Source organism: Acetomicrobium mobile (assembly GCF_937920065.1).
This window is the reverse complement of sequence record NZ_CALETC010000017.1, coordinates 34818-59799: the sequence shown is the minus strand read 5'-3', so window position 1 is coordinate 59799 and position 24982 is coordinate 34818. Positions and strand designations below refer to the sequence as shown.

Here is a 24982-nt window from a genome sequence, read left to right as displayed (position 1 = left end):
GATAAAGTCTCCCCTTGTCCTTTAACAAGTAAAATGACGCCTTTATTACATCTTCAAGCGTGCAGGCGATCCCTTGCCTCGAGATGGCCAAATTTCGTTTGGGACTGATCCTGCTTCCAGAAATATCGTTATAAGGTGGGTTAACCACAACAACGTCAAAGGATTGGGTTGGGTAAAGAGCGTGTATTTTTCTTATATCCCCCACTTCAAACACCACGCGATCGCTAAGGCCGTTGATCGCCGCGTTTTCTTTGGCCATCTTTATCAGGTCTTCTTGAATGTCAATGGCCCTTATTACGGGGACGTGGGGCCATCTTTTAGCCAAGATCAAGGCCACTGCTCCGCTAGCCGTGCCCAGCTCAATGACATTGTCATCGTTTTTGAGTTTTGCAAACCAAGACAATAATATCGTATCTACAGATATGCGTGGCCCGTGCAAAGGTTGGTGCATCTTCAATTTTCCATAAAGTATGTCATCGAAAGTGCTCTCTATCAATTAAATCATTCCCACTCAGAAAGTTTTACGCTTATTACCTTAGATAACCCCGGTTCTTCTAAGGTAACACCGTACATTATATCTGCCTTCTCCATGGTCAACCTTCTATGAGTAATTGCCACTATCTGGATGTTTTGCGAATACTCCTCCACCAATTCAGCAAAACGCCTCAGGTTAGCTTCATCCAAAGAAGCATCAACTTCATCTAAGATAGCCAGGGGAACAAGAGCTTCCTCCATGGTCGAAAAAAGATAAGCTATTGCCGTCAGGGAGCGCTCACCCCCGGAAAGTTGAGCTAAACTTTGAGGACGTTTGCCAGGCGGCCTGGCTGAAATATCTACGCCTGAATTCCAAAGGTCAAATTCGTCACTCATAGCAAGACGGGCTTCGCCACCTCCAAATAACCTTACGAATATCGCGTTAAAACGTCGATTGATCGCGCTCAAAGCCCCCTCGAACAAAATACCAGCCTGCCTGTCCGTATCTTCTATCATTGATTCGAGCTCTTTTTTAGCCACACACACATCGTTATGTTGTTCAGACAAATAAGAAATACGTGCTGCCAATGACGCATCCTCGGACAAAACGCCGCTGTCTACGTCAAAAAATTGGGCGAGCTCATATTGTACCTTCTTAGCCTTCGTCTTAAGGCTCTTTATTTCTTCATCGTCGATGCAAGATACATCCTTTACTTCACTGCCATCCTCTTCTTCAAGCTTTGCCTTTTGTTCAAACAGGTTTTTCAACTTTTCTTCCAATAAAGAACTTTCAACTTCAAGTCTTTTGTATCGATCTTTGGCTCTTTCGCGCTTTGAAGATATCTTACGTGCTAACTTCTCGGCCTTTTCTATTTCTTTTTCTAACGCTTTTATCTCCTCTTCAAGCATCCTTTGCTCATGCCACAGATTTTTATAGACTGACGCATCTTCGGAAATCTTAAAACCGTAATCCCGGATTAAATTTTCGGCCTTAATCGCTTCCTTTTGCCTCGTAGATATGTAGCCCTCGATGGAGGACAAATCTTCCTGAACTTTCTTCAAAACATCCTGACGCCCTTTTATCCTCTCTTGCATCACTTCTATTTCTTTTGCCAACACATTTAAGTCATCCTGCAATTTATCGTTTAAATCTAACTCCTTCATTTCTGCAATTCCTGAAATAGCCTTTTGAAGCTCTAAACTATGCCCGCTCAAACATGAGATGCACTCGCGAATTTCTTTTTTCAATTTCGAAATTTCAACATCAAATCCGGCAATCTTTTTGCTGTCACTTTCTAGTAATGTCATTATTTTTTCTCTTTTTTCCTTAAGCTCATTAATTAAATCTAATTTTTCTTGAGTTTTATTTTTTAAAGATATTTCTTTCTTTTCTTCTCTAGTTAACGCAAGATTTAACTGTTTTGTTTCTCCTCGAAGGGTTTTAAGTGCGTCTATTTTTTCTCTCAAAGAATTTTTAAGATCTAACACATTCTTTGAGGGCTCGACTGCGCCGCCACCCGATATTGTCCCGCTGGGTAAAAAAACTTCCCCTTCTAAAGTAACCACGGGAAAGGCTTTATACATCCTTGAGATTTGAGCTCCCCCTTCATAATCACTTACGAGCAGTAAGTTTCCAAGAAGATGCATGACTCCCTTCTCCCACTTGGTATCGTAATCAATCAGTTCAATTAACCAACCTATCACGTCTGTTCCGTCAGGCAAGATATTTAGAGCTTTCCTCCGCGGATTGGCTCTATTTAAAGGCAGGAAGGTGGCTCTTCCCACGTTTGCCCTCTTTATATAGTCGATACACTTGAAAGCGCTGTCTTCGTCATGTACCAGCATCCAAAACTGCCTGCCACCCAAAAAGGATTGCAAGGCAACAATGTACTCCTTCGGACAAGATATAACATCAACAAATGCCTTGAAATCGACGTTTAGCTTTCCGAGCCTTTTGGCTGCCAATAGAAATTCCACAGGCCTGGGATAAGCCCCGGAAGCCAGCATGTCCTTTATTCTTTCGATATCAGAGCTTAGTTTGATCTCTTCTTTCCTTCTGGACTGCAACTCAGAGGCTAAATTTTGGACCTGAGCAAAGGCCTTAGAGCGCTCTGACGATAGATCCTCAAAGGCCTTCTCTTCCACATGTAAGTGGAAATCAATCTCCTTTAAAGTCTCTTCATATTTCAACAGCTCTTTTTGAATATTTAGCCTTTGGGCCACTAAATCACCGTAGCTTTTCCCCATAAAACGGATCTTGCGCTTTAAATCTAGAGCAGCTGCCTCATAATAAGCTTTTTTTTCGAGCAGTTTTTCCTTGGTTATAGCAAGCTCCTTTATCTTTGAAATCCGCTCATTTATCATCGATCCCAATTCACTATATTGTCTTTTCCTCGCGTTTAACTCGCTACTTAAGTCCTCGATGACGAACTCTAATTTTCCCTTCTCCGACTCAAGTTTTTGCATGGACCTACGAGCCACATCAATCTCTTTCTTCAATCGCAAGTAGAGGTCTTTTGTACTCTTACGTTCCAAAGATAAAGAAGACAATTTCTTCTTCAAATTTCTAACTTCTGCAGAAAGATTTAAAAGGTTTTCTTTATTTTCCTTGTACTTGATCTCCAGGGCCTTGACTTTTTCTTCAAAAAAATTCAAAGCCCTTTCCCAAAGTAAAACCCACATCTCTGCAGCGGAACATTTGCGATTTATCTCTGTTTTGTGCGCTATATGAACCTCAAGGTCACGCAAAATTTTTGCGTATTCAAGCTCCTTCATCCTCTTTGTAATATTTTCCAAGGAATCTTGAAGCTCTTTCTTTCTCGTAGCCTTTAACACCTGTGGGTGAATATCATTTCGCCTAAGTTTTAGCTCATCAATCAATGTTTTAAGTCTTCGTGCTTCCTCATCTACGCCAACAAGCTTTAAAAGCGCTTCTTCCCTCTTTTTGCGATAGGAAGCTATGCCAAATAGGAGTTCCAGGTTTTCTCTTCTGTCGTTGGGTCTTTGGTTTATAACTTCCAATACTTCGCCCTGGCTTATGAAGGCAAAATCAATCCCCTCTAATCCCAAACGGCGCTTTTCTTCTTCCATTTCATAGAGTCTGATCTTTTTTCCATCCACTATAAAGGTGGAGCCATTTTCATCAAGTATGCGCTTGAAGATTCGTGATTTACCATCATGTTTAGCCACAAACGAAACCCATGCTTCCTTGGCCGGTGGCCACGAGGGACTTCCTTGAAAGAGCAAGTCGCTTTGCTTTGAGATCCTCAAGCGGGTCGGAGATTGTTCTCCCAATACCCATCTAACAGCATCCAAAATGTTGCTCTTCCCGCTCCCATTTGGACCCGCAATGACGGTTAATTTCCTCGATAGCAATATTTCTACATGCTCTCCGAAGCTTTTAAACCCATTAAGGGCGATGCGCTCTATATACAACGAGATCTCCTTCTTCTTCAAGCAAGTTTATTTTGTATAGAGCTTGATCTAGGGCGCCTTGAAACTCTATTCGATATTTATCCCATGCCAGATCCTTTGATCCGACGATAAATATGGCTCGTCCAAGTTCCTCGACCCATTGGGACAAAAAAATTTCGCCGATATAGCATGCTATCGATGGATGAGCTTCTAGTATTAAAGCTTCCGTCCTGCTTGATAATATCACCTTGCGCATAAAACGCTTTATATCCATTGCGACTACGTCTTCTTTTAACACCCACCCCTTCGTGGAACAAAAAGGGCAAGGCCTGGTCATATAGGTTTTAAGGTCAGGCCTTGAGCGTTTACGAGTGATTTCTACCAGGCCAAGCTTCGTTACGCCGTAAACTTTGGATTTGTGTCTGTCTTCTCTAAAAAGCTCCTCCAGGCAATCCAAAAGCTTCTGTTTGTCTTCGGAATAGTCCATGTCTATGAAATCGACGATGACTATGCCTCCAATCGCTCGTAGTCTCAGCTGTCTTGCAATTTCTTTAGCCGCTTCAATGTTCGTCTCTAAAATTGTATGTCTCAAATCGCTGGTTCCCACATACTTGCCGGTGTTAACATCTATTACTGTCATCGCTTCCGCTTGATCTATAATCAAAAACCCACCTGACGTAAGCCATAGCTTCCTTTCTAGGATGGCGCTGATCTCTCTTTCTATGTCGAAATACTCAAATATAGGAATATTTTTACTATACAACTCAACAGTAGGATGAGTTTGATTGGCATATTTAGCCACGTAATCCAACACTTGCTCGTGATGATCCGGGTCATCAACTACTATCCGAGAAACCCTTTCATCTAACTCGTCCCGAAGAACTCTCCCAAGCAAACCTGTATCGCGATATAAAAGAGAAGGCGTGGGCATTTTGGCGGCCAGATCCATTATTTCCTGCCATAGACTTAGAAGCTCATCAATCTCTCCTTTTAAAGTTTCCCCGTCGATCCCTGCCGCTGCAGTACGAATAATTATTCCAAATCCTGGAGGCACGGATTGCTTGGCTAGTCCCTTCAGTCGCTCTTTCTCGCGAGCATCGTCAATGCGCCGAGAAACCCCCACCTCGCGAGCGCAGGGTAGCAATACAACATATCTTCCAGGCAAAGATATACGAGCAGTGACCCTCGGCCCTTTGTCTTTTCTTGCAACTTTTGTCACTTGAACAACTATTTCGCCATTGGGTTTCACGTTGACGTTTTTTGCGTCATCTAGATACAAAAAGGCGTTTCTTCCCTCACCTAGGTTTACGAAGGCTGCGTTGATTCCGGGAAGGACATTATCGATCCTAGCCTTATATATTTCGCCCGCTCTTTGCCTTTCCCACATCCTTTCAGCAAAAAGCTCCACTAAATGCCCTTCCTCTAATATGGCAACTCGAGCTTCTTCCGGGTCTATGACGTTTGCTATGATATTTTTATCTCCGTTGTTCAAAAACACTACCTCCTAAAAACGGAAAAGTCACAGAAGGGAAACTACGACTTGTGCATGAAATCTTCCAAGTTTTGTCCTCACAATTCTAATGTCCTTCCAAGAAGATATAACTCCTCTTTCAGAAAGTACTTTGACAAAAAGGGTAGGACTTGCCTGATAGGGTCTCAGGAGCACTACCTCTATGCTATTTTCAATCGATGGAGCAATCCTAGCCCATTCGACGGACTCTTTTAAAACACAAAGGGCAGCAGAGGCTTCTTTCATTGACCTAAACTGTAGTATGTACTGAGCGGCGTCACACAATTTGCTCAAAGACCTGCCTTCTGTATGGCAGGCCTTTGTTACTTTCAAGCCTTCAGGTAGACATTTGTTCCAAGAAGTTAAATCAGAAGACGTCCATTGCTCTAGCCAAAAGTCCGCCAACTCACACAATGAAAACACCCCGACCGGCAAAGGAGGACCCAGGCTTACCTTTGGATGGGGAGACATGCCTTCCGTGAAGACCTGCCTTAGGCCTGCTCTCCTCAAAGACCTTGAAAACAGGGTTGGCATTTCCACGTGGGGGACGAAACATACCGTGCCAGTCTTTTCATAGGTGATCCTAACTCTCATGGTGCACCCTCATCTACAAAACACAACCTTTGCAAGCCACATTCGTTACAACTGCTCCACCTACAATCCTCGGTCACTTCTCCTTTTAATGCCTTAGTTCGCTCCAACCATAAAAATTCTTTCGTTACACCAACATCTATATGATCCCAAGGAAGGACTTCATCGTAAGAAAGTTGTCTTGCCGTTATTTTGTAGGGATCTACTCCGCAATCTTCTAATGCCCTTTGCCAAAGAGAAAACTTAAAGGTCTCTCCCCAGCCATCGAATCTTGCCCCATACTTCCAAGCCCTTTCTATGACGTCGCCCACCCTTTCATCACCTTTTGCTATTACCGCCTCGATAAAACTTTGAGTAGGTTCGTGATAACTCACCGATATGTTTCTCTCGTGGAACCGGCTTTTAATCCAAAGCCCCTTATTTTTAAGCTCATCTATAGAATCCTGGGGCTCCCACTGGAAAGGGGTATGTGCTTTTGGTACAAATCCAGCTATCGAAGCCGAAAGGGAAGCCCTTTTATTAAAGGATCGACCAATAGAATAAGCGAGCCGTGTAACATCAACTATGCCTTGAAGATCTTCATCTCTTTCCGTGGGCAACCCCATCATGAAATAAAGTTTAACCCTGTTCCATCCTGCTTCAAAGACTGTCTCCAACGTGTTTTTTATATCCTCTTCCGTGACGCCCTTGTTTATTACGTTTCTCAAGCGTTGAGTCCCCGCCTCCGGGGCAAATGTAAGGCTCTTTTTCCTCATGTGCTCCAACTTTAAAGCTATATCGACAGCCTTTTTATCCATCCTCAAGCTTGGAAGGTTTAGGACCGCCTTGTTTTCTGACAGAAAGGGGCTCAAATTATCCAAAACATCCTTAAGCCATGGATAATCACACGTTGAAAGAGAAACTAGACCCAACTCTTCGTAGCCACTCTTGGAAAGAATTTTTTTCGCTAACCGGCACACCTCTTCAGGTTTTCTATAGCGCACCGGCCTGTAGATCATCCCTGCCTGGCAGAACCTGCAACCCCTTGAGCAACCTCTGAAAACCTCGACCGAGGCGCGGTCATGTACTATTTTATCCGAAGGCACAATACAACCTTCCGGAGCGAATGCCCTTTGTAAAGACAGTATTCTTCTTTTAACGCTTTTATTTGGGCCGGAAATCATGGGCACATAGCATCCGTCGATCTCGGAAAGCAACTTCAATTTTTCATGCCTCTTCAGTAAACGACTCTCCGACAGAAAAGTTAAGAGCTCTACAACCAACTCCTCCCCATCGCCCATGCAAAAGACGTCGATGAAAGGAGCGTAAGGCATTGGAGCCAAAGCCCCCGGACCCCCCGCGATGATTATTGGGTCACCTTCGCTACGATTCACAGAACGCAAGGGAATGAAGGACAAATCAAGCATAGTCAGGATATTGGTAGCATTCAACTCATACTGCAGAGTAAAACCAATGACGTCAAAACTTTTCAGGGGACGTTTCATCTCCAAGGATATCAAGGGTTCTCGGTCACTTAAAAGCAATTTTTCCATATCCGGCCAAGGAGCATAAACCCTGTCGACGTCGGCTATATCAAGGGATTTAACTAAAAAATATAAAATTTGATAGCCCACATAACTCATGCCTACTTCATAAACATCGGGATATGCAAGACAGAGGTTGATTAGATCTTCCTTGCCACTTTTTGGCGGCAACGTTCCCCATTCCTCTCCTATATATCGCGAGGGCCGCTTCACCTGGGTAAGATAATCCCACCGTCTATCCCAATACAAATCTAACGAAAGATCTTCCATTTGATCCCCCTCGCAAAAAGCCAAAATTTTTAACTACTCATATCTTTTAGGGTAATCTAGGCAGGCGCTCAAAAGGAGACCTAAAGCGCTGCTTATCGCAATAAGTGAGCTTCCCCCATAACTCATGAAAGGCAGAGCAAGACCCGTCACGGGCATTAGTCCCACGCTCATGCCCACGCTCTCAAATACATGGAAGATAAGCCAGCCGGAAAAGCCGCCGGCAAAGATTTTAACTCTCACGTCCTTGCTTTTTAAAGCTATAAGAACGATCCTCCAGACTAGAAAAGCAAATAGCGCAAGCACTACTAGGCTGCCTATAAACCCAAATTCTTCGGCAAAGACACCAAATATAAAATCAGTGTGCGGTTCAGGCAAAAATTGCAGTTTGCTTTGTGTCCCCTGCAAAAAACCTTTTCCGAAAATACTGCCCGAACCGACAGCTATTCGAGATTGAATCACATTATACCCCGCACCTAAAGGGTCAAGATTGGGATTTAAAAACGCCAAGATTCGAAGCTTTTGGTAATCTTTAAGAAACGCCCACATTAGAGGTAGGGCAGCAAGGCATAAAGCAAACATGACCGAAAAATATTTTTTTGGCGAACCGCATGACCAAAGACAGGACAACGTAATGACGCCATAAACTATTGACGTGCCCAGGTCGGGCTCCAACAGGATCAACACGCCGCTTGTACCAGACAGTGCGAAAACTTTTAGCAATCTTCCAGGGGTGTTCGCCCCTTCCCGAGCCAAAAATCGAGCCAGAGTTAAACATAATATAAGCTTGCCTGCCTCGGAAGGCTGAAGGGCAAACTTTCCAACGTAAAGCCATCTATGCGAGCCGCGCGTTGCGTCTCCTAAAAACAGAAGCGCTACCAAAACAAAAATGAGTCCACCATATAGAAAGTAAGACCAGTTAAATAGCCTTTTTACGCCGAAACAAAAGAAGACAACCAAAGAAACGGCAGCTATGAGGCCATTAATTAACTGCTTTTCGACAAAAGTAAACCCTTGCCTGTAGGTTGCACTATATATCGTTACAATGCCAAGGACGTACAATATTATAACAACTAACAGAAGTGGCAAATCGATCAAACCAAATATTTGGGGCAATTTACCACGCTTAACCATCTATTGCTTATCTATTTTGCACTTGATAAATATCTTTTTACGTTTTTAACAGGTATATTTGCCACCAGGGCAACAGCGCGGTCTTCCTTTTCAAGGCCTAGCTCGATGCGTTCATCATCCACTTCAAGATAGTTGCATATAACTTTTATCAGCTCGGCTCTCAATTGCTCCAACAACTCTGGAGCAAGATCGGTCCTATCGTGAATCAAGACGAGCTGAAGGCGCTCCTTGGCTTGATTTTTTGTCTTATCCTTTCCAAACCATCTTTCCAAAAAAGCCATATTCCATGCCTCCAAATTTACGTCTAATAATTATAAAGCTAGAGTCCCAAAAACTTCTTGATGCGCCCCAACATACCCTTACTGTTCACGTACTCAAGCTCGTCGAAGGGTATCTTTTCGCCGAGAAGGCGCCTGGCGAGATTGCTAAACGCCCTTGCAGCTGGACTTGTGGATTCTAACGTCAAAGGCTCTCCTTTGTTGGTGGAAATAATCACCGTTTCATCCTCAGGGACGATGCCAATCAGGTTGACGGATAGTATTTCAACCACATCCGATATGTCTAGCATATCACCCCTTTTGATCATCTTCGGGGAAAGCCTGTTGATGACCAAAGAAATGCTCTCTTTTTCCATGGATTCCAGAAGTCCAATGATGCGATCGGCATCCCTCACGGAAGATATCTCAGGAGTAGTGACGACAAGAGCTTCTTGAGCCGGAGCTGCAGCGTTTTTAAAACCGCTTTCTATACCCGCCGGGCTATCGATGAGGACAAAATCAAACTCGCCGGAGAGCATGGAACAAATTTCACACATCTGCTCCCAGGTTACTGCATCCTTCGTCCTTGTCTGCGCTGCAGGAAGGAGATATAAATTTTCGATTCTCTTATCGCGAACCAGAGCTTGGTTTAACCGACAGGCTCCTTCAATGACATCAACAAGAGTGTATACTATTCTGTTTTCAAGACCCATTACCACATCCAAGTTCCTTAAACCGATATCGGCATCGACAGCAACGACTTTCATGCCGATTTTAGCCAGTTCAACGGCAAGGTTGGCAGCCGTGGTAGTTTTACCAACCCCCCCTTTGCCCGATGTTATAACTATAGTTCTCGCAGCCAATGCACCCGCCTCCCTGAAACGCTGACTTTAAATTTCTTTAAAAATTAGCGTGTTTTCTTGAGCATAAATCAACGTGGATTTACTCCAGTAGGAGCTGTTTCTCTCGATGCTACTATATAACTTCCCTATCCTAACTTGATTTGATTCAAAGACCTTTGCCAAAATATGTGCCTCTTCATCTCCTTGACAACCTGCATGAACAACTCCCTGAAGCTTGCCCCATATCCAAATATTTCCCGATGCCCAAACTTCCGAGCCGTCGTTTACGTTTCCTATGATGAAGACATCGCTATCATGTTCTACTTTCTGTCCAGACCTTAGCGATTTATATATGAACAGACCTCTGCCCCTAGAACCTTTATAACTTGGATACTCCTCTATGCAAAACCCAGCCGTTTTCAAAATTTTTCTTGTCTTGGGATCATAGGATCTCCATACAACATTCTTTGCTCCAGAGGGCCAAACTAGGTTCCTTAAAATAGCAATAATTTCCTCTTCGTCGCTTTCTCTGCCTTGAAGGTCAATGACCAAAGAACAGTCATACATTATGCGACCGCTTTCCTTCAAGACTTCATCACACATCTTTTCGATCTTCATTATACCTTCATCTTCCGGGAAAATACAACGTATGCCTTCCTTTGTACCCTTTAAAAGGATATGTGACTCCATGTTCACTCCCCTCTTTCATTCAACAAAAAGGCCAAAATCTCTCCCGCAAGGGGAGCCACCTTCCTGCCTCCTGATTCTCCTTCCTCAAGCAAGACAACTGCCACATATTTGGGAGAGGCGGCAGGAGCATAACCAACGAATAAAGCATCGTTTTTATTCCGCGACGTCTGAGCTGTTCCTGTCTTACCGGCTATTTCAACCCCATACCTTCCGGCCGAACGCCCAGTGCCAGCTTTTACCACCTGCTCCAATCCTCGCCTAACTACGCTTAAAACTTCTTCATTTACTGATATATATTCCCCATCGACCGCATCTGTTTTAAGCAACCTGGGCTTAGGTAAAAATCCACCATTCGCTATACTTGCATAAGCCCTCGCGAGCTGTATCGGCGTAACCAACACAAATCCCTGACCGATAACATAATTAGCAGTGTCACCAAGATACCACGCCTCGCCAAGAACTGTCTTTTTCCACTTACGTCCAGCCAGGTTTCCGGGGACCTCTCCAGGCAACGGTATCCCCGTAATTCTACCAAAACCTAACTTGTAAGCCCACTCGGACAATACGTCAATTCCCAATTTTAAGCCGAGTTGAAAGAAGAAAACATTGCAGGAATCCCTTAGAGCACCTACGACGTTTTCGGTACCATGCCATTTAATGCAACGAAATCTCCTATTGCCCACCTCAAGATAGCCTGGACAGTACAGCTTAGTATTTTGTGTGATTACACCTTCTGACAGTCCGGATATTGCAGCTACAATTTTAAAAGTAGAAGCTGGTGAATAAAGACCACTTATGGCCCTATTCATCATGGGATAGGAAGTGTCTTGGGTCAAGGCTTTCCATTCAAAATCCCTCAAGCCCCAGACCATAGGATTCGGATCATATGAAGGGGTCGAATAAAGCACCACTACATCACCATTGTGTATATCCATCACAACGACAGCTCCACGTTGATCCTCCATTAAAGTTGAAACTTTTTGTTGAGCTATCAAATCTATGGTAAGTGAAACGTTTTCGCCCTGCTTCGGCTGCTTTTGGTCCAATTTGCGAACCAGCCTTCCCCTTGAGTCCACCTCAATGGCTTCGCCACCCGGTTGTCCGCGCAAAACTTTTTCAAATTCCGCCTCAACTCCCGCCTTTCCAATTTCATCGCCACCCTGATACCCTTCGCTGCCATATTTTTTTAACTCTTCTTTATTAATGCTCCCGATGTAACCTACAACGTGCGCTACCACGTCTCCTGCCGGATAAACTCGACGCCATTGGGAGACGGGAACCAATTCCTGCGGAAAGTCGGGGTCTGCCACTATGGAAGCCATTTGAGCAAGCGTCAAATTATTGACCAAAGCCACCGACCTGTAGGGTACCGTGTATTGCCCTTTTAACATCTCTTTGAGTTCCTCGGGAGTTTTGGTGATCCCGTGTCTCTCGAAAAAAGAAGCAATCCTTTCAATAGTTTCATCCTCTTGAATGGCGAGCGGATAACCTTGGATCGAAAAGGTCCTCAAACTTACAGCTAAGGGAATCTGATTAGCATCATAAATGGTTCCCCTCTGTGGAGTAAGCCTGATTACCCTCAATCTATTTTCAGTGGCCAGTCTAACGTAATCGTCGCCATGCCATAATTGAAACAGAAACAAAGCAACCGCCAGAAAAATAAGGGTGCCGAAAAGCAAATACATCCAAGATGAAAGGCGTTTATCAATTATGATAGGGCGATCAAGTCGCTTCAATCAGTCCATCTCCTCGCGTAACAAATGGGCATGTACAAGCAGGCAAAAGATCAGTGCACCTATTTGCTTAGCTATAAAGGAAAAACCTGGAAATAAGACCGTATTGCGGTATAATATCAACTCAATAAGAGAAGCACAAAGGTGTACCGAGAAAACGAGAAAAAACGCCACAGCGGGAGTCTTTGCAGCATGAGATACTGCTCCCCAGGCTATTTTAAGGACGATCAAGCATCCAACGTACAGCATGGAAGTAAAACCTAGAGGAGCACCCCACCGCGCATCCCACAAAAGCCCACCGATAAAAGCGGCTACCAAGATTAAAACCTCGTTATAGCTTTCTTTAGTAAACAGCATCCCCAAAGCCAAGATATACATATCCGGGACAGCCATAAAAGGGGTTATGAGGGCCCTCAATAAGTCCTGTGCAATCCATGAAATAACTATAACGAGCCACAAAGAAGGCACCTACATTACCTCCAAAATGGTGACTCTTCTCAACCGTGAGAAATTAACGTTTGGCTTTACCTTGTATGTCGTAAAATCCCCTACACTCATGTCCTCTTGCAGGCTTTCGATGGTGCCAACAAGTAATCCTGGAAGGAAGTTGCCCATAGCAAAGGCCGTTGTTACTTGTATATCGCTTGGCAGTGTAATATCTTTAGGCATGTAGTGTAAAATCATTTTGCCCTTACCATCACCTGAAAGCACGCCAATGTCTCTCGTATCATCGACAACTACCGGGATCCTTAAATCGGGCGAGGTTATCAGCTCAACAACGGATGTCGTGTCCTCGACCAGAAAAATTCTCCCCACAACATTTTCCCCGCTCAGTACAGGCATGCCACGCTTTACACCGTCTTTTCCTCCTTTATCGACAGTCATATACCTCCACCACCAACCGGGATGCCTGTAAATTATCTTCGCCCTCAAAGCATTGCTATTTTCCTGAGAAGGAAGATAAGCCTGTGCAATTGCTTCATCTTGCTGTTCTCGCAACTTGTTGAGCTGCAATCTTAAGGCGATGTTCTCCCTTTGAAGCAAGTTTATCTCTTCTAAAAATGCTTCTTTTCCCTTGCTAATAATAAATATACTTTCGACCGTATCTCTGAGCACCACGGCGGGCAGCTCCAAGTACTTCGCACCCTTGTAAAATGTATTTCTAATTTTTAGGTCGAAACCGGTATTATACTCAAGTGCTGCCATAAGCACCATAGAAAAAGCCATGAGAACTATCGCGACTTGCCAGAACTCAGCTAACTTCCGATTCCGCACTAGGAAGTAGCACCTCTTTTTTGAAAGTTATTTTTATGACTTAAACAGAAATCAAAACTCGTTTCATCTTTTCCAACTCATCCAAGACCTTTCCAATCCCTAAGGCCACAGCATAAAGCGGCTGCTCGGCACACATTACAGGGATATTTAAAGACAGCGAGAGTCGTTTGGACAAGCCCTTTAGCATGGCCCCTCCTCCGGTCAAAATTATTCCCCGCTCGACGATGTCCCGGACTAGTTCCGGAGAGGTACGCTCCAATGTCTCTCGTACTGTTTCTTCCATCCTCCTAATCAAGGGCTCTAAGGCTATCCTGACATCGGAAGATGTAACAACCAATGTCTTAGGCAAACCGTTGCTCAGGTCGCGCCCCTTGACCTCAATGGATAGTTCTTCATCCAGAGGGCAAGCTGAACCCACAGAAATCTTTATTTCCTCAGCCGTAGCTTCGCCGATGCACATTTTAAAATTCTGCCGAAGTAATTCTACGATGGCTTCATCGATATCATCTCCGGCTACTCTCAAGGAAGAACTCTCAACTATTCCTCCCAAGGATAAAACAGCCACCTCTGTGGCGCCCCCTCCAATGTTCATGACCATAGATCCCTTAGGTTCGTGAATCGGCAACCCGGCGCCCAGGGCGGCAGCGAGGGGTTCTTCAATTATATAGGCCTCCCTTGCCCCTCCGCCCAAGCAGGCGTCTATTACCGCTTTTCTTTCCACCTCTGTAACACAAGCTGGAACGCTTACGATAACCCTGGGATGCGCGAAAAGCCGTCTCTCTCCATTGACCATTTTTATATAAAATTGCAGCATCGCTTCGGTCACGTCAAAGTTTGCAATTACGCCATGTCTAAGCGGTCTTAAGGTAATGATGCTCTGGGGCGTCTTGCCTATCATGTCTTTAGCACGCCTTCCGATGGCTATTATTTCATCCTTTGTGTTCGGTGATTTGCGATAAGCAATGACCGACGGTTCATCCGCCACAATGCCCTTCCCTTTTTGATAAACAACTACGTTGGCGGTCCCTAAATCTATGCCCATATCTCGAGCGAACAACCCCGATAAAAACCTAAACAAACAAACGAACCCCCTCTAATTAAATTAAGGTCACTTGAAACTTTGTTCTTCGGATCCTTGGGCCCTCTAGCAAACTGTAGATATTCATTGTGCCTCTCTCGGCCAAAAGGGATTATTTCTTCTCTCCCTACCTAAAGTTGTCTCCGGCCCGTGCCCAGGAAAAATTCTTAAATTATCGGGCATGCCTTCCAATTTCATCAAAGATGACTCCAAGACGCTAAAATCTCCTCCAGGCAAATCAGTTCTACCCACGCTCAATGCAAAAATTGTGTCCCCGGAAAAAAGCGCCTTTTCATTGCCATGACTTGCCAAATAACAAACGCTTCCTGGGGTATGCCCCGGAGTGTGTATTACGAGGATAGAGATCGATCCCACCTTTATCTCATCTCCGTCTGAAAGCAAGCGGACAGGATGATCAACTTTTATATTTTCCCCCGTAAATTGAGAAAGATTTTTCATAGGATCGATAAGCATTTGGGCGTCCCTTTCGTGTATGGCTATAGGACAATTGTAACGCCTCCTCAAGGCGTTCAGCCCACCTATGTGGTCTGCATGTCCATGAGTCAAAAGAATCCACTCTAGCTTCATGGAATTTCCATCAATAGTAGCTATAACGTCATCGGGATCTCCGCCTGGATCCACAAAAAAGGCCTTGCCTAGCTCATCGTATACTAAATAACCATTCGCAAGCAATGCTCCTAAAGGAAATCTCACAATCCTCACTTATTAAGCACCTCTTTGCTATCTAGTATCAAAGTAATGGGCCCATCGTTGCACAAGCTCAGCTTCATATGCGCTTGAAAACGTCCCGTTTGCACATCGAGCCCAACTTTTTTTAATTCATGTAAAAACTCTTCGAAAAATTTATGGGCCAATTCCGGTGACGCCGCATTTGAAAAAGAAGGTCTTCTGCCTCTACTGCAATCTCCGAACAGCGTAAATTGGGATATAGCTAAAATCGAACCTTTTACATCAATCAATGAAAGGTTGAGTTTTCCTTCAGCATCAGGGAAAACCCTTAGATTAGGGATTTTGTTAGCCATATACCTCACATCTTCTGAGGTATCCTCTCTTGAAATCCCGACTAAAAGACATAGCCCGGGGCCTATTTCCCCAACGACGACATCATCAACTTCAACTCTTGCCCAAAGCACTTTTTGCAGAACAACGCGCATATCCTTTTACCCCCTCAGGACCATTAGCACTCCTTCAATAGAATTAATGCGTGCTATAATGCGATAAAGCTGTTCGACGTCTTTAACCTGAATTTCCATGTTCATCCTGGCTCTGCTTTCGTCCACAACATGAGCACTAATAGAAATGATGCTGCCCTCGGCAGCGCTTATGGCTTGTGTTACGTCAGCAAACAAACCAGCCCTATCGACTGCTTCTAGCCTGAGCCTAGTGGTATAAAAGGCTTTAGTCCTCTGTCCCCAAGAAACAACAACCCTTCGATCAGCAGATGTCCTTAATAAATTAGGGCAATCAGCCCTATGGACTGTTATTCCTCTAGTCGTGGTAACGTAACCTACAACTTGATCACCAGGCACAGGACAACAACAATGAGCCAGAGAAACCATAACCCCGCCCGTCCCTTCTACCATTATTTCAGAATCCGTTTCCTTCGTCTTGTCCTGGATAGGAACCTTAGCGGGGCCTTTTACCTTAGATTGCTCGGCTTCAGTAAGCTTTGCGACAACGGCTGAAGGGGACATGTTTCCCTCACCAATGGCAACGAAAAGTTCCTCCTTATTGGACAAGCCGAAATCTCTGGCCACTTTATTTAAAGAACTCGACGATAATTCGATGTCAAAGTCTCTATATTCTTCGTGCTTGGTTAGTTCAGCCTGTAAGAGTTCGCGTCCCTTCTCCAGGCGCTCCTTCTTCTCAGTCTGTTCTATTGCCCTGAAATAAGCCCTGATCTTAGATCTAGCGCGGCTGGTGCTGACTATGCTCAGCCAATCTCTAGAAGGATGTCCTTGGGGGGAAGTGAGAATTCTTACGATATCTCCATTTTTAAGCTCATAACTCAAGGGTACGATACGACCATTTACCATCGCACCGACACATTTGCTGCCAATTTCCGTATGAATAGCAAAAGCGAAATCTAGGGGAGTGGCCCCCTTGGGCAACGATATCACATCGCCTTTAGGGGTGAATACGAATACCTCCGTCGACAAAACATCGGCCTTTAAATTCTCCAAGAACTCGGAGGGCTCCGAAGTCTCAAGCTGAGTCTCTAAAACTTGCCTTATCCACGTCAATTTGGTATCCAAGTCATCTGGTTTTATTCGACCTTCTTTATATCTCCAATGGGCGGCGATCCCATATTCAGCTATCCAATGCATGTCCCATGTCCTAATCTGAACTTCCAGTGGTTCTCCGCTCGGCCCCACTACAGTAGTATGAAGTGATTGATACATATTACTTTTGGGATTAGCTATGTAATCGTCGAATTGACCCGGAATCGGCTTCCATATTGTATGCACTATACCTAAAACCTGATAACAATCCTCAACCGAGTTAGTTATCACCCTCAGAGCGAGAAGGTCATACATCTGTTCGACAGTGAGGCTCTTGCGCTTCATCTTCTCGTAAATACTATAAAAGTGCTTTGCTCTTCCCGTTATAAAGGCCTTTGTACCTACTTCGTCTAATTTTTTAGATAAAATTTCTATAGCTTCCTTTATGATCGTCTCCCTCTCGGGAAGTTTTTTCCTTACCCTTCGCCGGATTTCATAGTACATATCTGGTTCCAGCACTTTAAAGGCCAAGTCCTCGAGTTCACGCTTCATATGATAAATTCCCAGTCGGTGGGCCAAAGGAGCATATATTTCCAGGGTCTCCTTCGCAATGCGAAGCTGTTTGTCCCTCCTTAAAACTTGAATGGTGCGCATATTGTGAAGTCTATCGGCCAACTTGATCAACACGACCCGAATGTCCTTAGCCATGACCAGGAACATTTTCCGCAAATTTTCAGCTTGATAATCCTCCATGGTTTTAAAGTCAATGTTGCCAAGCTTGGTCACTCCATCTACCAAGAGGGCCACATTCGTGCCGAACTTTTCCTTAACTTCTTCAAACGTGGCATCGGTATCCTCTACCACATCGTGAAGTAGCGCCGCTACAAGAGTCTCTATATCTATATTTATGTCCGCAAGTATCCCTGCCACTGAGAGAGCATGTATGACGTAGGGTTCTCCTGTTACCCTTTTTTGTTTTTTATGTTTGTTCGCTGCAAACACGAAAGCTTCCCCTAAGAGTTTAAGTTTGTCCTTTCCGAGGTACTTTGCAGCCTTACTCCAAAGTTCTTGCCAAGCCAAACTGACAACAGTAGCCCTATCTTCTTCGGGGATGCGACCCATGAAGCTATCGCGCAATATTCTTAAAGCTCTTTCCATACCCTTAGAGGACGAAAGTGCTGATTCACCTTGCTGGTAGCCAGATATCATGTGGCTTTCGCTACCTTCCATTATCATATTGCTCCCTTAATTAATCTATACAACTACCTTCTCTACCTTTGAAGATATTTTCAATTTACCTCTAAATGAATCCACAAATGGGCGATATAACCAGCCCTTAATCCTATTATTATATCTTGACATCTCGTCAAAGCCAAAGGCCAGTAATTCTCCCCTTTGCGACGAAACACGGTAATTATCTCCGCCCCTCAAGGGCTTTATAACATCCCCAACTTCATGGCTGACAAAAAAGTAGGGCATTTCGTTGCCTTCCCCAAAGGGCGCTAGCTCCCTGAAACAATTCCACAGTTTAAGATTCCATGTTTTTGGCTCCAAAGAAATAGCGTCTTCAAATCGATCTTCGCTGCAGTTTGCACTAATCTCGGTCAAGCTTTCCTCCAATTTCCTCTTGACACTCGACCATCTTTTGGCCTCAACGCTAAATCCAGCTGCTCCTTTGTGCCCACCCCAACTAGCCAAATAGGAAGCAATGCCCTCCAACACCTTGATGGCATTTAAACCCTCCGGAACTCGAAGAGAAGCCCTCATATTTCTACCGTGAGGTGCAGCTAAAATTATTGGTCTATTATACTCATAGCACAAACGACTTGCTACGCTGCTTAAAAGGCCAAGAGGCCAATGCGCCGAATCTAACACATATCTAAAATGTCCAGTCCGCAAACGCGAAGCAGCTTGATCATACACGGTACTGCTTAGCTTCTTCCTTTGATAATTCAAGGAAAGAAGTTCACGTGCCGCTAGCTTGCTCTTAGGCGAAGCTTCAAGCGCTTGCAATGCGATCTCAGCAAGCGAAATCCTCCCTGCAGAGTTTAAGCAAGGATTAATCTTCATCGCAATTTGATTTTCATCCATAGGATACACTATGGAGAGTTTGTCGAAAAGATATTGCAAACCTGGCCTTCGCGTGATTTCCAGCCCTTTAAGGCCCTCTTTTACTAAAGCACGATTTAACACCCCTAAGGGCATCGAATCTCCAACCACGGACAAAGCCACGATCTCTAATCTTTCCATCAACCAATCCTTTGAAATAAGCCCGCTTTGCCACAACCAACACCATAACACTCCTGTTGCGGATAACGTTTTGGCTTCATTATCTCCTCCTAGGTAAGGATTTATTATACATCCATGATGACATATTGTATCCGCATGGTGGTGATCAAAAATGACAACTTTTAAGCCCATATTTAAAGCTTGTTCAATTTCTGTCTCGTTTTTGGTTCCACAATCAGTAACGATTAGAAGATTAAATCCCATACGCGCAATGGTCTTCACTACAGCGGCGTTCAGTCCGTATCCATCTTTTAATCTGTGAGGCAAGTAGTATCTCGCATGCCAACCCATAGAGCTTGCAAACTCGCTTGCAAGAAGAGCGGAGGCAACGCCGTCCACATCGTAATCGCCATAAAGCGCTACTTTACTTCCCCTCGGAAGCGATTGCAATATAGCAAACACATCTCGTCCACTACTACATAAGAAAAGATTTGACATCAACAAGTCAAGGCTCGGACGCAACCATGCCCGAGCCTTTTGAAAATCCAAATGTTCGCCATATTTTATATACAACGCCAGCGCCACCAATTCATGACATTGAAGTGATTGCGCCAGCTCACAGGGAAGATCATCAAAACTCCACACGCGCAATTTCGAATAAGGATGTAAAGGAATCACTTCTCAAATTCTGTCCCTTCGTTTGCAACGAATTCAGTTTCAGACGAAGCCTCTTTCGTCAAAGAGGCACTTCCGCGTTGCAAAGCATCCAACAGAGAACGCTTCTCTTCTTCTAAGTCGGCAATGCGCTTTTTTAGCTCCTTGATATCATTTCTATATTTATTTCGAGATTCAATATGAGCAGCAAATGAAGTTATCCACATTAAAACCGCCCCAGCTGCAAAGACAAGTACTTCCCATATGCCTTGATGAAGTGACCACTGCCACATTAAAAATTTTACTATCACCATGCCGCTATTCTGAACAGCATAAAAAGCCGCTAATAACATTCCCAATGCTAATGCCAGCACGTAGCTCTTCATGGGAGTCCCACCTTTTAAAATTAATATATTAAACTATTTTCTACCTTTCCCACTGCAATGGATGCAGCGTTGATTATATCTGCTTCGAATCATTGGACTATCTTCTTTTTCAAGATTTTTAAGATATTTTTCCCGCCCAACTTCCTCCCAAAGCGGATCGTATATCTCCTTCATTCTTCTGGCATATTCGTCTAAACCCGCTGCAAGTTCATTGAGCAACTTGTCCGCACCGGGGTGGGTTGGATGTGCACCATACTCGGCCACTAATTCCCTTAATACCGCCGGATGATCGATGATGAGGCAGGGGCGAAGCAAATTGTCATCATCGTAAGGCTGACGTGATCGTATCGCCTCAAAGAAGGGGCTTGACAGAACCTCGACGAGAGTTTTTTCCCTAATGTTATCTACGGCAAAATGACAGAATACACAAGGTTCAACGTCACCATTGGAAATCACGTGCAAATATCTAAAACCAGCTGCTATGCAACCATCAACATAAGGACCATCGTTCCAAAAATCTCCCAAGAATATCGGATATTTCGACCTCCACTCATCTACCTTCTTCTTCAAATAAGCTCTCTGTTCCGGTGTAGCCATGTAAGACAGATCGGGGTCATGGCCAGTAGGTATGTATTGGAAGAACCAGCCAACCTTACATCCTTCTTCTAGCATATGTTCTATAAATTCATCGCTGGATATATAGGAAGCACTTGTACGAGTGCAGGTGGCGCTAAAGCCATACAGCACTCCTTTTTTTCTAAGCCTGCGATATGTTTCTATTATTTTATCGTACATTCCGGGCCCTCGCCGGAAATCCGTTTCTTCTGGCGTACCCTCTATGGAAATCATGGGCGCTACATTGCCCAGCTCAACTAACCTATCGGCTACCTCATCGGTAATCAACGTACCGTTAGTGTAAACCTGAAAGTAACAATCATCGTGTTTAGCCCAAATATCAAACAAGTCCTTTCTTGTAAAGGGTTCACCACCGGATATGGTAAAAAAGTACATCCCGAGCTCCTTAGCTTGGCAGATAAGATCATCTATTTCCTCTGTGGTTAGATCACTGGAAGTATCGTATGATCCTGCGTAGCACCCTTTGCATTTTAGGTTGCACTTCATCGTTGGACTTATCACCATAAAGTTAGGAATATGAATCCCTAACTCATTCATCTTCCTATCTCTAATACCTCGAGAAAGAACCATGAAGTTTACTATCAAGTTTACGATTAGCTTCTTTCGGCAATTAGGATGAAGCTCCTCAAAAACCCTTCTAAAGACCCCAACAAAGGGATGATTTTCCCTTGCCAATTCTGCCAGTTCTTTAAAGGTCTCGCGCTGGAACTTTGCCGGTGCTAAACGCGATATGCCATCAAATAGTGACGCGAGCTTTTTGTCATCTCCATCTTCAATCAACTTAACGACCTGGTTTAAGAGAGCTACAGAAATCATCCCTTTTAGCCGGTCTGCTAGACTCATAACCATGAAAAACGCCTCCTTTGAGCTCACAAAAAACTTATCTTAAAGGTTAGCTCTCTGCTCTTCCAACGCCTTTACCCTTGACTCTAATGCTTCGAATTGTTCTATCGTTACTAAAGGAAAGAAGGATAAAAATTTTTCAATCTCATTTTTGAATCCCCTTACCAAGGTATCTCGCCGTCTGGCAAGTTCCTCTTCAAGCTGCATTAAAACCTTTTCTGCGGCCCACCGTTCCATGGCTCCTTCTTCCACAAGAGAACTCATATAAGACCTACACAGAGAGATAAGGTCGTCACTAACGCCAAACCCCCCTAAGAGTAATTGTATTATTGAATCCATACAGGAGGACCCTCCTTTTATCTCAAAGCTCTTACCCTAAACTTATTCTAACTTAACAAATATAATATATACAAGCACAATGCAACTTCTCGCAAAACCAGAGTTATCATCATTCGCTAATCTGTCGAACGAAGTCTAAGGCCTTTCCTCAGTTCGCTCAAATGATCTTTAACGCCTTTGTAGCTTTCGCGATCCTCCCGGGGATCGTAAATACCATTCCACCACAACCGCCCCGGCGATGTATATGGAACTGTAAGTGCCCACAATGATTCCCACCAAAAGTGCCATGGAAAAATCAGAAATGGCCTTTCCACCCCACAAAAAAAGTGTCAATACAGGAAAGAGGGTGGTAAGTGACGTATTGATGGTACGAGATAACGACTGGTTTATGGAATTATTAAGAAGATTGACAACTCCCCAATCCTTTAAATATTTGAAATTTTCTCTGACTCTATCGAAAATCACTATTGTGTCATTAATCGAATAGCCCACAAGAGTTAACATCCCGGCAATGAAGGGCATCGAAACTTCTTGGAAAGTAAGGCTAAATATCCCAAGCGTAACGATTACATCGTGCATTAGAGCAATGACAGCCCCTACGGCAAACATAAACTTAAACCTAAAGGTGATGTAGATCAGCATAGCAAGCAATGCTAATATTGTGGCCAGTGTTGCACTCTTACGCAACTGGCTCCCCACAGCGGGCCCAACCATCTCAACACGCAAAACTTTAAAATCCACTCCCAAAGTTTCCCTGAGAGACTTCAGTATCTCTCTTTGGTCACTTTCTCTATCGCCCTTTAAGCGAACCAATACACCTCTTTCGCTATAAGACTGTATTACAGGGCTACCGAAGCCAATTTTGTCCAAGGAACTTCTAACCTCAGCGACCGTTACGGGTGCATCAAATTCCAGCTGAAATAGTATACCGCCAGAGAAGTCAATCCCAAAATTCAGCCCTCTCACCATTAACAATACTATGCTTGCCAGTACCAATGCCAGGCTGAGTGCCAAAGCAATTTTCCGATATTTCATAAAATTGATATTCCCCTTGAACTTGACCAACATCATAATCTCTCCTTAGTCATGGAAAGGACTGAACTTTTTCGCTTGCCCACAAAGAGTCGCAGTAAGACTTTTGTCACAAACACAGCGCAGAAAAGGCTTGCGATTATGCCAATGCTCAAAGTAACGGCAAAACCTCGAACAGGCCCAGTGCCATAGTAGAACAAAAATACAGCTGCGAAGAGGGTGGTTAAATTTGCATCTACGATTGTGACAAAGGCCTTCCTGAAGCCGGCATCAATGGCTGCCATGACAGTTTTTCCGCTCCGCAGCTCTTCTTTTATGCGCTCATAGATCAATATATTCCCATCCACGGCCATGCCTAATGTCAAGATGATCCCTGCGATTCCAGGCATTGTAAGGGTAGCTCTAAAACTTGCAAGGCCAGCCAAGACAAGAATAATGGTCATCACCAAAGCGAGGTTAGCTACCAACCCCATACGAGAGTAATATATGAACATGAACAGAAAGACCAGGACGGCCCCTATCAACCCAGCTTTAATGCCTGATTTAATCGAATCGGAGCCTAATGTGGGCCCTATCGACCTCGTTTCGAGGATCTCAACCGTAACAGGCAATGCTCCAGCTCGAAGCATTATCGCGAGCCTCTGGGCTTCATCGGTCGTGAAGCGGCCACTGATCTGAGCTTCTCCACCGCTTATCCGTTCTTGCACGACAGGTGCGGATATTACGACCCCATCAAGGACAATCGCCACTTGTCTTCCAATGTTGTGAGCAGTAAGTTCGTCAAACAAATGTGTGCCATCTTTGTTAAATTTAAGCGTCACCACAGGCCTCCCTAGGTTATCAAAAGCGACCTTTGCATCCAACAAATGTTGACCTGTAATGCTTGCAGCTCCCAGCAAGTATACCTCTCCATCTTCGCCCTTTAAGACAGACAGCGATGGATTTTCTTCGACATGTTTCCACAACTTTTTTTCCATTGCCAAAGCTTGTCTCTGATATTCTTCCCATCGTTTAATCGCTGACTCGTATTCTTCGTCGCTGCCATAGTTTTGTCTTTCCGGCTTTCGGGGAAGTCGAGGCGTCGCGTCAATGACTGGACGAAATTCCAGCATTGCCGTTTTTCCAATAAGTTCAATGGCGGCTTCGGGATCATCTAGCCCAGGCAACTCAACAACTACTCTGTCATTACCTTCGCGTTGTATAACTGGTTCGGCAACTCCGTACTGGTCAATGCGATTTCGTAAAACTGCTATCAAGCGCTCAATAGTATCACTGCTAATAGGGTTCTCTGGCGTTCCCTTTGCTTGAAGCAATATATGAACGCCACCCTTGAGATCCAATCCGAGTTTTATTTTTTCACTGGGAGGATACACAGCCCAAAGAGATGCAAAAAGAACTACCAAGATCAATATGATTTTCCAGCGTTCATGTTTAGGCAATTGACTTCTACCTCCTAAATAGTGAGCAACAATTAGATTTTTGCTAAAAAGCAACTATCTTGGCTGTTTATCTCTCCTCTGATTCAGTTTCATCGGCTTCGGGAGCACTTCGTTTAAAGGATATCGCGTTTTTAAGGACACGAATTTTTACGCCATCACTAACTTCCAGAATGAAGCTGTCATCTTTAACATCCCTAACGGTTCCATAAATACCACCGGCGGTCACTACTTGGTCTCCGCGCTTTATAGAATTCAGCATATCTTGATGTTGTTTCTGGCGCTTTTTCTGCGGTCTTATCAACAAAAAATAGAATATCACTATGAAAAGTAACAACGGCCACATCATTCCTAACAATCCAGCTTGTCCGCCCAATGAAAACCCCTCCTAATAGC

Annotated in this window: 23 protein-coding genes; all 23 read right to left on the bottom strand. The window is 44.2% G+C overall.

From position 1 onward, the window contains the following. Positions 1 to 496: tRNA1(Val) (adenine(37)-N6)-methyltransferase (locus Q7P41_RS00675; RefSeq protein ID WP_303881287.1), on the bottom strand; the 496-nt coding region annotated here is incomplete at its 3' end. A 5-nt stretch (positions 497 to 501) separates the two neighbouring features. Further along, positions 502 to 3909: a chromosome segregation protein SMC gene (smc, locus tag Q7P41_RS00670; RefSeq protein ID WP_303881285.1), complete on the bottom strand. Its 3408-nt coding sequence runs from the start codon at positions 3907 to 3909 to the stop codon at positions 502 to 504. Further along, the gene (locus Q7P41_RS00665) at positions 3884 to 5380 is read right to left on the bottom strand and encodes an Rne/Rng family ribonuclease (protein ID WP_303881283.1); all 1497 of its coding nucleotides are present in this window, start codon (positions 5378 to 5380) and stop codon (positions 3884 to 3886) included. The genes smc and Q7P41_RS00665 overlap by 26 nt, the downstream gene beginning before the upstream one ends. 27 nt (positions 5381 to 5407) lie before the next feature. Further along, positions 5408 to 5992, bottom strand: coding sequence for a TIGR03936 family radical SAM-associated protein (locus Q7P41_RS00660; RefSeq protein ID WP_303881280.1), 585 nt, complete (start codon positions 5990 to 5992; stop codon positions 5408 to 5410). Then, positions 5989 to 7782, bottom strand: coding sequence for a TIGR03960 family B12-binding radical SAM protein (locus Q7P41_RS00655; protein ID WP_303881277.1), 1794 nt, complete (start codon positions 7780 to 7782; stop codon positions 5989 to 5991). Before Q7P41_RS00655 ends, Q7P41_RS00660 begins: the two co-directional genes overlap by 4 nt. A 33-nt stretch (positions 7783 to 7815) precedes the next feature. Then, entirely contained in the window at positions 7816 to 8913 is a 1098-nt protein-coding gene (gene rodA, locus Q7P41_RS00650) for a rod shape-determining protein RodA (protein WP_303881275.1), read from the bottom strand. Positions 8914 to 8924: 11 nt separating this feature from the next. Further along, a complete protein-coding gene (gene minE, locus Q7P41_RS00645) occupies positions 8925 to 9194 on the bottom strand; it encodes a cell division topological specificity factor MinE (RefSeq protein ID WP_303881273.1) in 270 nt (89 codons plus the stop codon). Positions 9195 to 9232: 38 nt separating this feature from the next. Beyond that, on the bottom strand, positions 9233 to 10033 hold the full coding sequence (gene minD / locus Q7P41_RS00640) for a septum site-determining protein MinD (RefSeq protein WP_303881270.1): 801 nt from the start codon (positions 10031 to 10033) through the stop codon (positions 9233 to 9235). A 27-nt stretch (positions 10034 to 10060) separates the two neighbouring features. Next, positions 10061 to 10702, bottom strand: coding sequence for a septum site-determining protein MinC (gene minC / locus Q7P41_RS00635; protein ID WP_303881268.1), 642 nt, complete (start codon positions 10700 to 10702; stop codon positions 10061 to 10063). A gap of 2 nt (positions 10703 to 10704) precedes the next feature. Then, on the bottom strand, positions 10705 to 12438 hold the full coding sequence (mrdA, locus tag Q7P41_RS00630; RefSeq protein WP_303881266.1) for a penicillin-binding protein 2: 1734 nt from the start codon (positions 12436 to 12438) through the stop codon (positions 10705 to 10707). Further along, complete coding sequence (locus tag Q7P41_RS00625) at positions 12439 to 12903, bottom strand: hypothetical protein (RefSeq protein WP_303881263.1); 465 nt, start codon at positions 12901 to 12903, stop codon at positions 12439 to 12441. Beyond that, the gene (gene mreC, locus Q7P41_RS00620) at positions 12904 to 13710 is read right to left on the bottom strand and encodes a rod shape-determining protein MreC (RefSeq protein WP_303881262.1); all 807 of its coding nucleotides are present in this window, start codon (positions 13708 to 13710) and stop codon (positions 12904 to 12906) included. Positions 13711 to 13750: 40 nt separating this feature from the next. Continuing rightward, positions 13751 to 14788: a rod shape-determining protein gene (locus Q7P41_RS00615; RefSeq protein ID WP_303881259.1), complete on the bottom strand. Its 1038-nt coding sequence runs from the start codon at positions 14786 to 14788 to the stop codon at positions 13751 to 13753. Between the two features lie 84 nt (positions 14789 to 14872). Next, positions 14873 to 15511, bottom strand: coding sequence for an MBL fold metallo-hydrolase (locus Q7P41_RS00610; RefSeq protein ID WP_303881256.1), 639 nt, complete (start codon positions 15509 to 15511; stop codon positions 14873 to 14875). Then, on the bottom strand, positions 15508 to 15963 hold the full coding sequence (gene dtd / locus Q7P41_RS00605; RefSeq protein WP_303881253.1) for a D-aminoacyl-tRNA deacylase: 456 nt from the start codon (positions 15961 to 15963) through the stop codon (positions 15508 to 15510). The genes Q7P41_RS00610 and dtd overlap by 4 nt, the downstream gene beginning before the upstream one ends. Before the next feature lie 6 nt (positions 15964 to 15969). Further along, complete coding sequence (locus Q7P41_RS00600; RefSeq protein WP_303881252.1) at positions 15970 to 18261, bottom strand: bifunctional (p)ppGpp synthetase/guanosine-3',5'-bis(diphosphate) 3'-pyrophosphohydrolase; 2292 nt, start codon at positions 18259 to 18261, stop codon at positions 15970 to 15972. Positions 18262 to 18285: 24 nt separating this feature from the next. After that, positions 18286 to 19833 (bottom strand): DHH family phosphoesterase, encoded by a 1548-nt coding sequence (locus Q7P41_RS00595; RefSeq protein WP_303881250.1) that lies wholly within the window; start codon positions 19831 to 19833, stop codon positions 18286 to 18288. A gap of 101 nt (positions 19834 to 19934) precedes the next feature. After that, positions 19935 to 20300 carry a LapA family protein gene (locus Q7P41_RS00590; RefSeq protein ID WP_303881248.1) on the bottom strand — a complete coding sequence of 122 codons (366 nt, stop codon included), beginning with the start codon at positions 20298 to 20300 and terminating at the stop codon, positions 19935 to 19937. 33 nt (positions 20301 to 20333) lie between these two features. Further along, positions 20334 to 21785: a radical SAM protein gene (locus Q7P41_RS00585; RefSeq protein ID WP_303881246.1), complete on the bottom strand. Its 1452-nt coding sequence runs from the start codon at positions 21783 to 21785 to the stop codon at positions 20334 to 20336. Between the two features lie 36 nt (positions 21786 to 21821). Further along, positions 21822 to 22118, bottom strand: coding sequence for a hypothetical protein (locus Q7P41_RS00580; RefSeq protein WP_303881244.1), 297 nt, complete (start codon positions 22116 to 22118; stop codon positions 21822 to 21824). 168 nt (positions 22119 to 22286) lie between these two features. Then, positions 22287 to 23153, bottom strand: a complete 867-nt coding sequence (secF, locus tag Q7P41_RS00575) for a protein translocase subunit SecF (RefSeq protein WP_303881242.1) — start codon at positions 23151 to 23153, stop codon at positions 22287 to 22289. Positions 23154 to 23185: 32 nt separating this feature from the next. Continuing rightward, positions 23186 to 24589: a protein translocase subunit SecD gene (secD, locus tag Q7P41_RS00570; RefSeq protein WP_303881240.1), complete on the bottom strand. Its 1404-nt coding sequence runs from the start codon at positions 24587 to 24589 to the stop codon at positions 23186 to 23188. Between the two features lie 67 nt (positions 24590 to 24656). Next, the gene (gene yajC / locus Q7P41_RS00565; RefSeq protein WP_303881237.1) at positions 24657 to 24962 is read right to left on the bottom strand and encodes a preprotein translocase subunit YajC; all 306 of its coding nucleotides are present in this window, start codon (positions 24960 to 24962) and stop codon (positions 24657 to 24659) included. Positions 24963 to 24982: the final 20 nt, after the last annotated feature.

Excerpts from the sequence above, each read along its gene's own strand:
- Q7P41_RS00585 (WP_303881246.1), bottom strand. The coding sequence starts at position 21,785 with ATGGTTATGAGTCTAGCAGACCGGCTAAAAGGGATGATTTCTGTAGCT.
- Q7P41_RS00590 (WP_303881248.1), bottom strand. The coding sequence starts at position 20,300 with ATGAAGAGCTACGTGCTGGCATTAGCATTGGGAATGTTATTAGCGGCT.
- Q7P41_RS00600 (WP_303881252.1), bottom strand. The coding sequence starts at position 18,261 with ATGGAAGGTAGCGAAAGCCACATGATATCTGGCTACCAGCAAGGTGAA.
- Q7P41_RS00580 (WP_303881244.1), bottom strand. The coding sequence starts at position 22,118 with ATGGATTCAATAATACAATTACTCTTAGGGGGGTTTGGCGTTAGTGAC.
- rodA (WP_303881275.1), bottom strand. The coding sequence starts at position 8,913 with ATGGTTAAGCGTGGTAAATTGCCCCAAATATTTGGTTTGATCGATTTG.
- Q7P41_RS00660 (WP_303881280.1), bottom strand. The coding sequence starts at position 5,992 with ATGAGAGTTAGGATCACCTATGAAAAGACTGGCACGGTATGTTTCGTC.
- minC (WP_303881268.1), bottom strand. The coding sequence starts at position 10,702 with ATGGAGTCACATATCCTTTTAAAGGGTACAAAGGAAGGCATACGTTGT.
- secF (WP_303881242.1), bottom strand. The coding sequence starts at position 23,153 with ATGAAATATCGGAAAATTGCTTTGGCACTCAGCCTGGCATTGGTACTG.
- dtd (WP_303881253.1), bottom strand. The coding sequence starts at position 15,963 with ATGCGCGTTGTTCTGCAAAAAGTGCTTTGGGCAAGAGTTGAAGTTGAT.
- Q7P41_RS00655 (WP_303881277.1), bottom strand. The coding sequence starts at position 7,782 with ATGGAAGATCTTTCGTTAGATTTGTATTGGGATAGACGGTGGGATTAT.
- minE (WP_303881273.1), bottom strand. The coding sequence starts at position 9,194 with ATGGCTTTTTTGGAAAGATGGTTTGGAAAGGATAAGACAAAAAATCAA.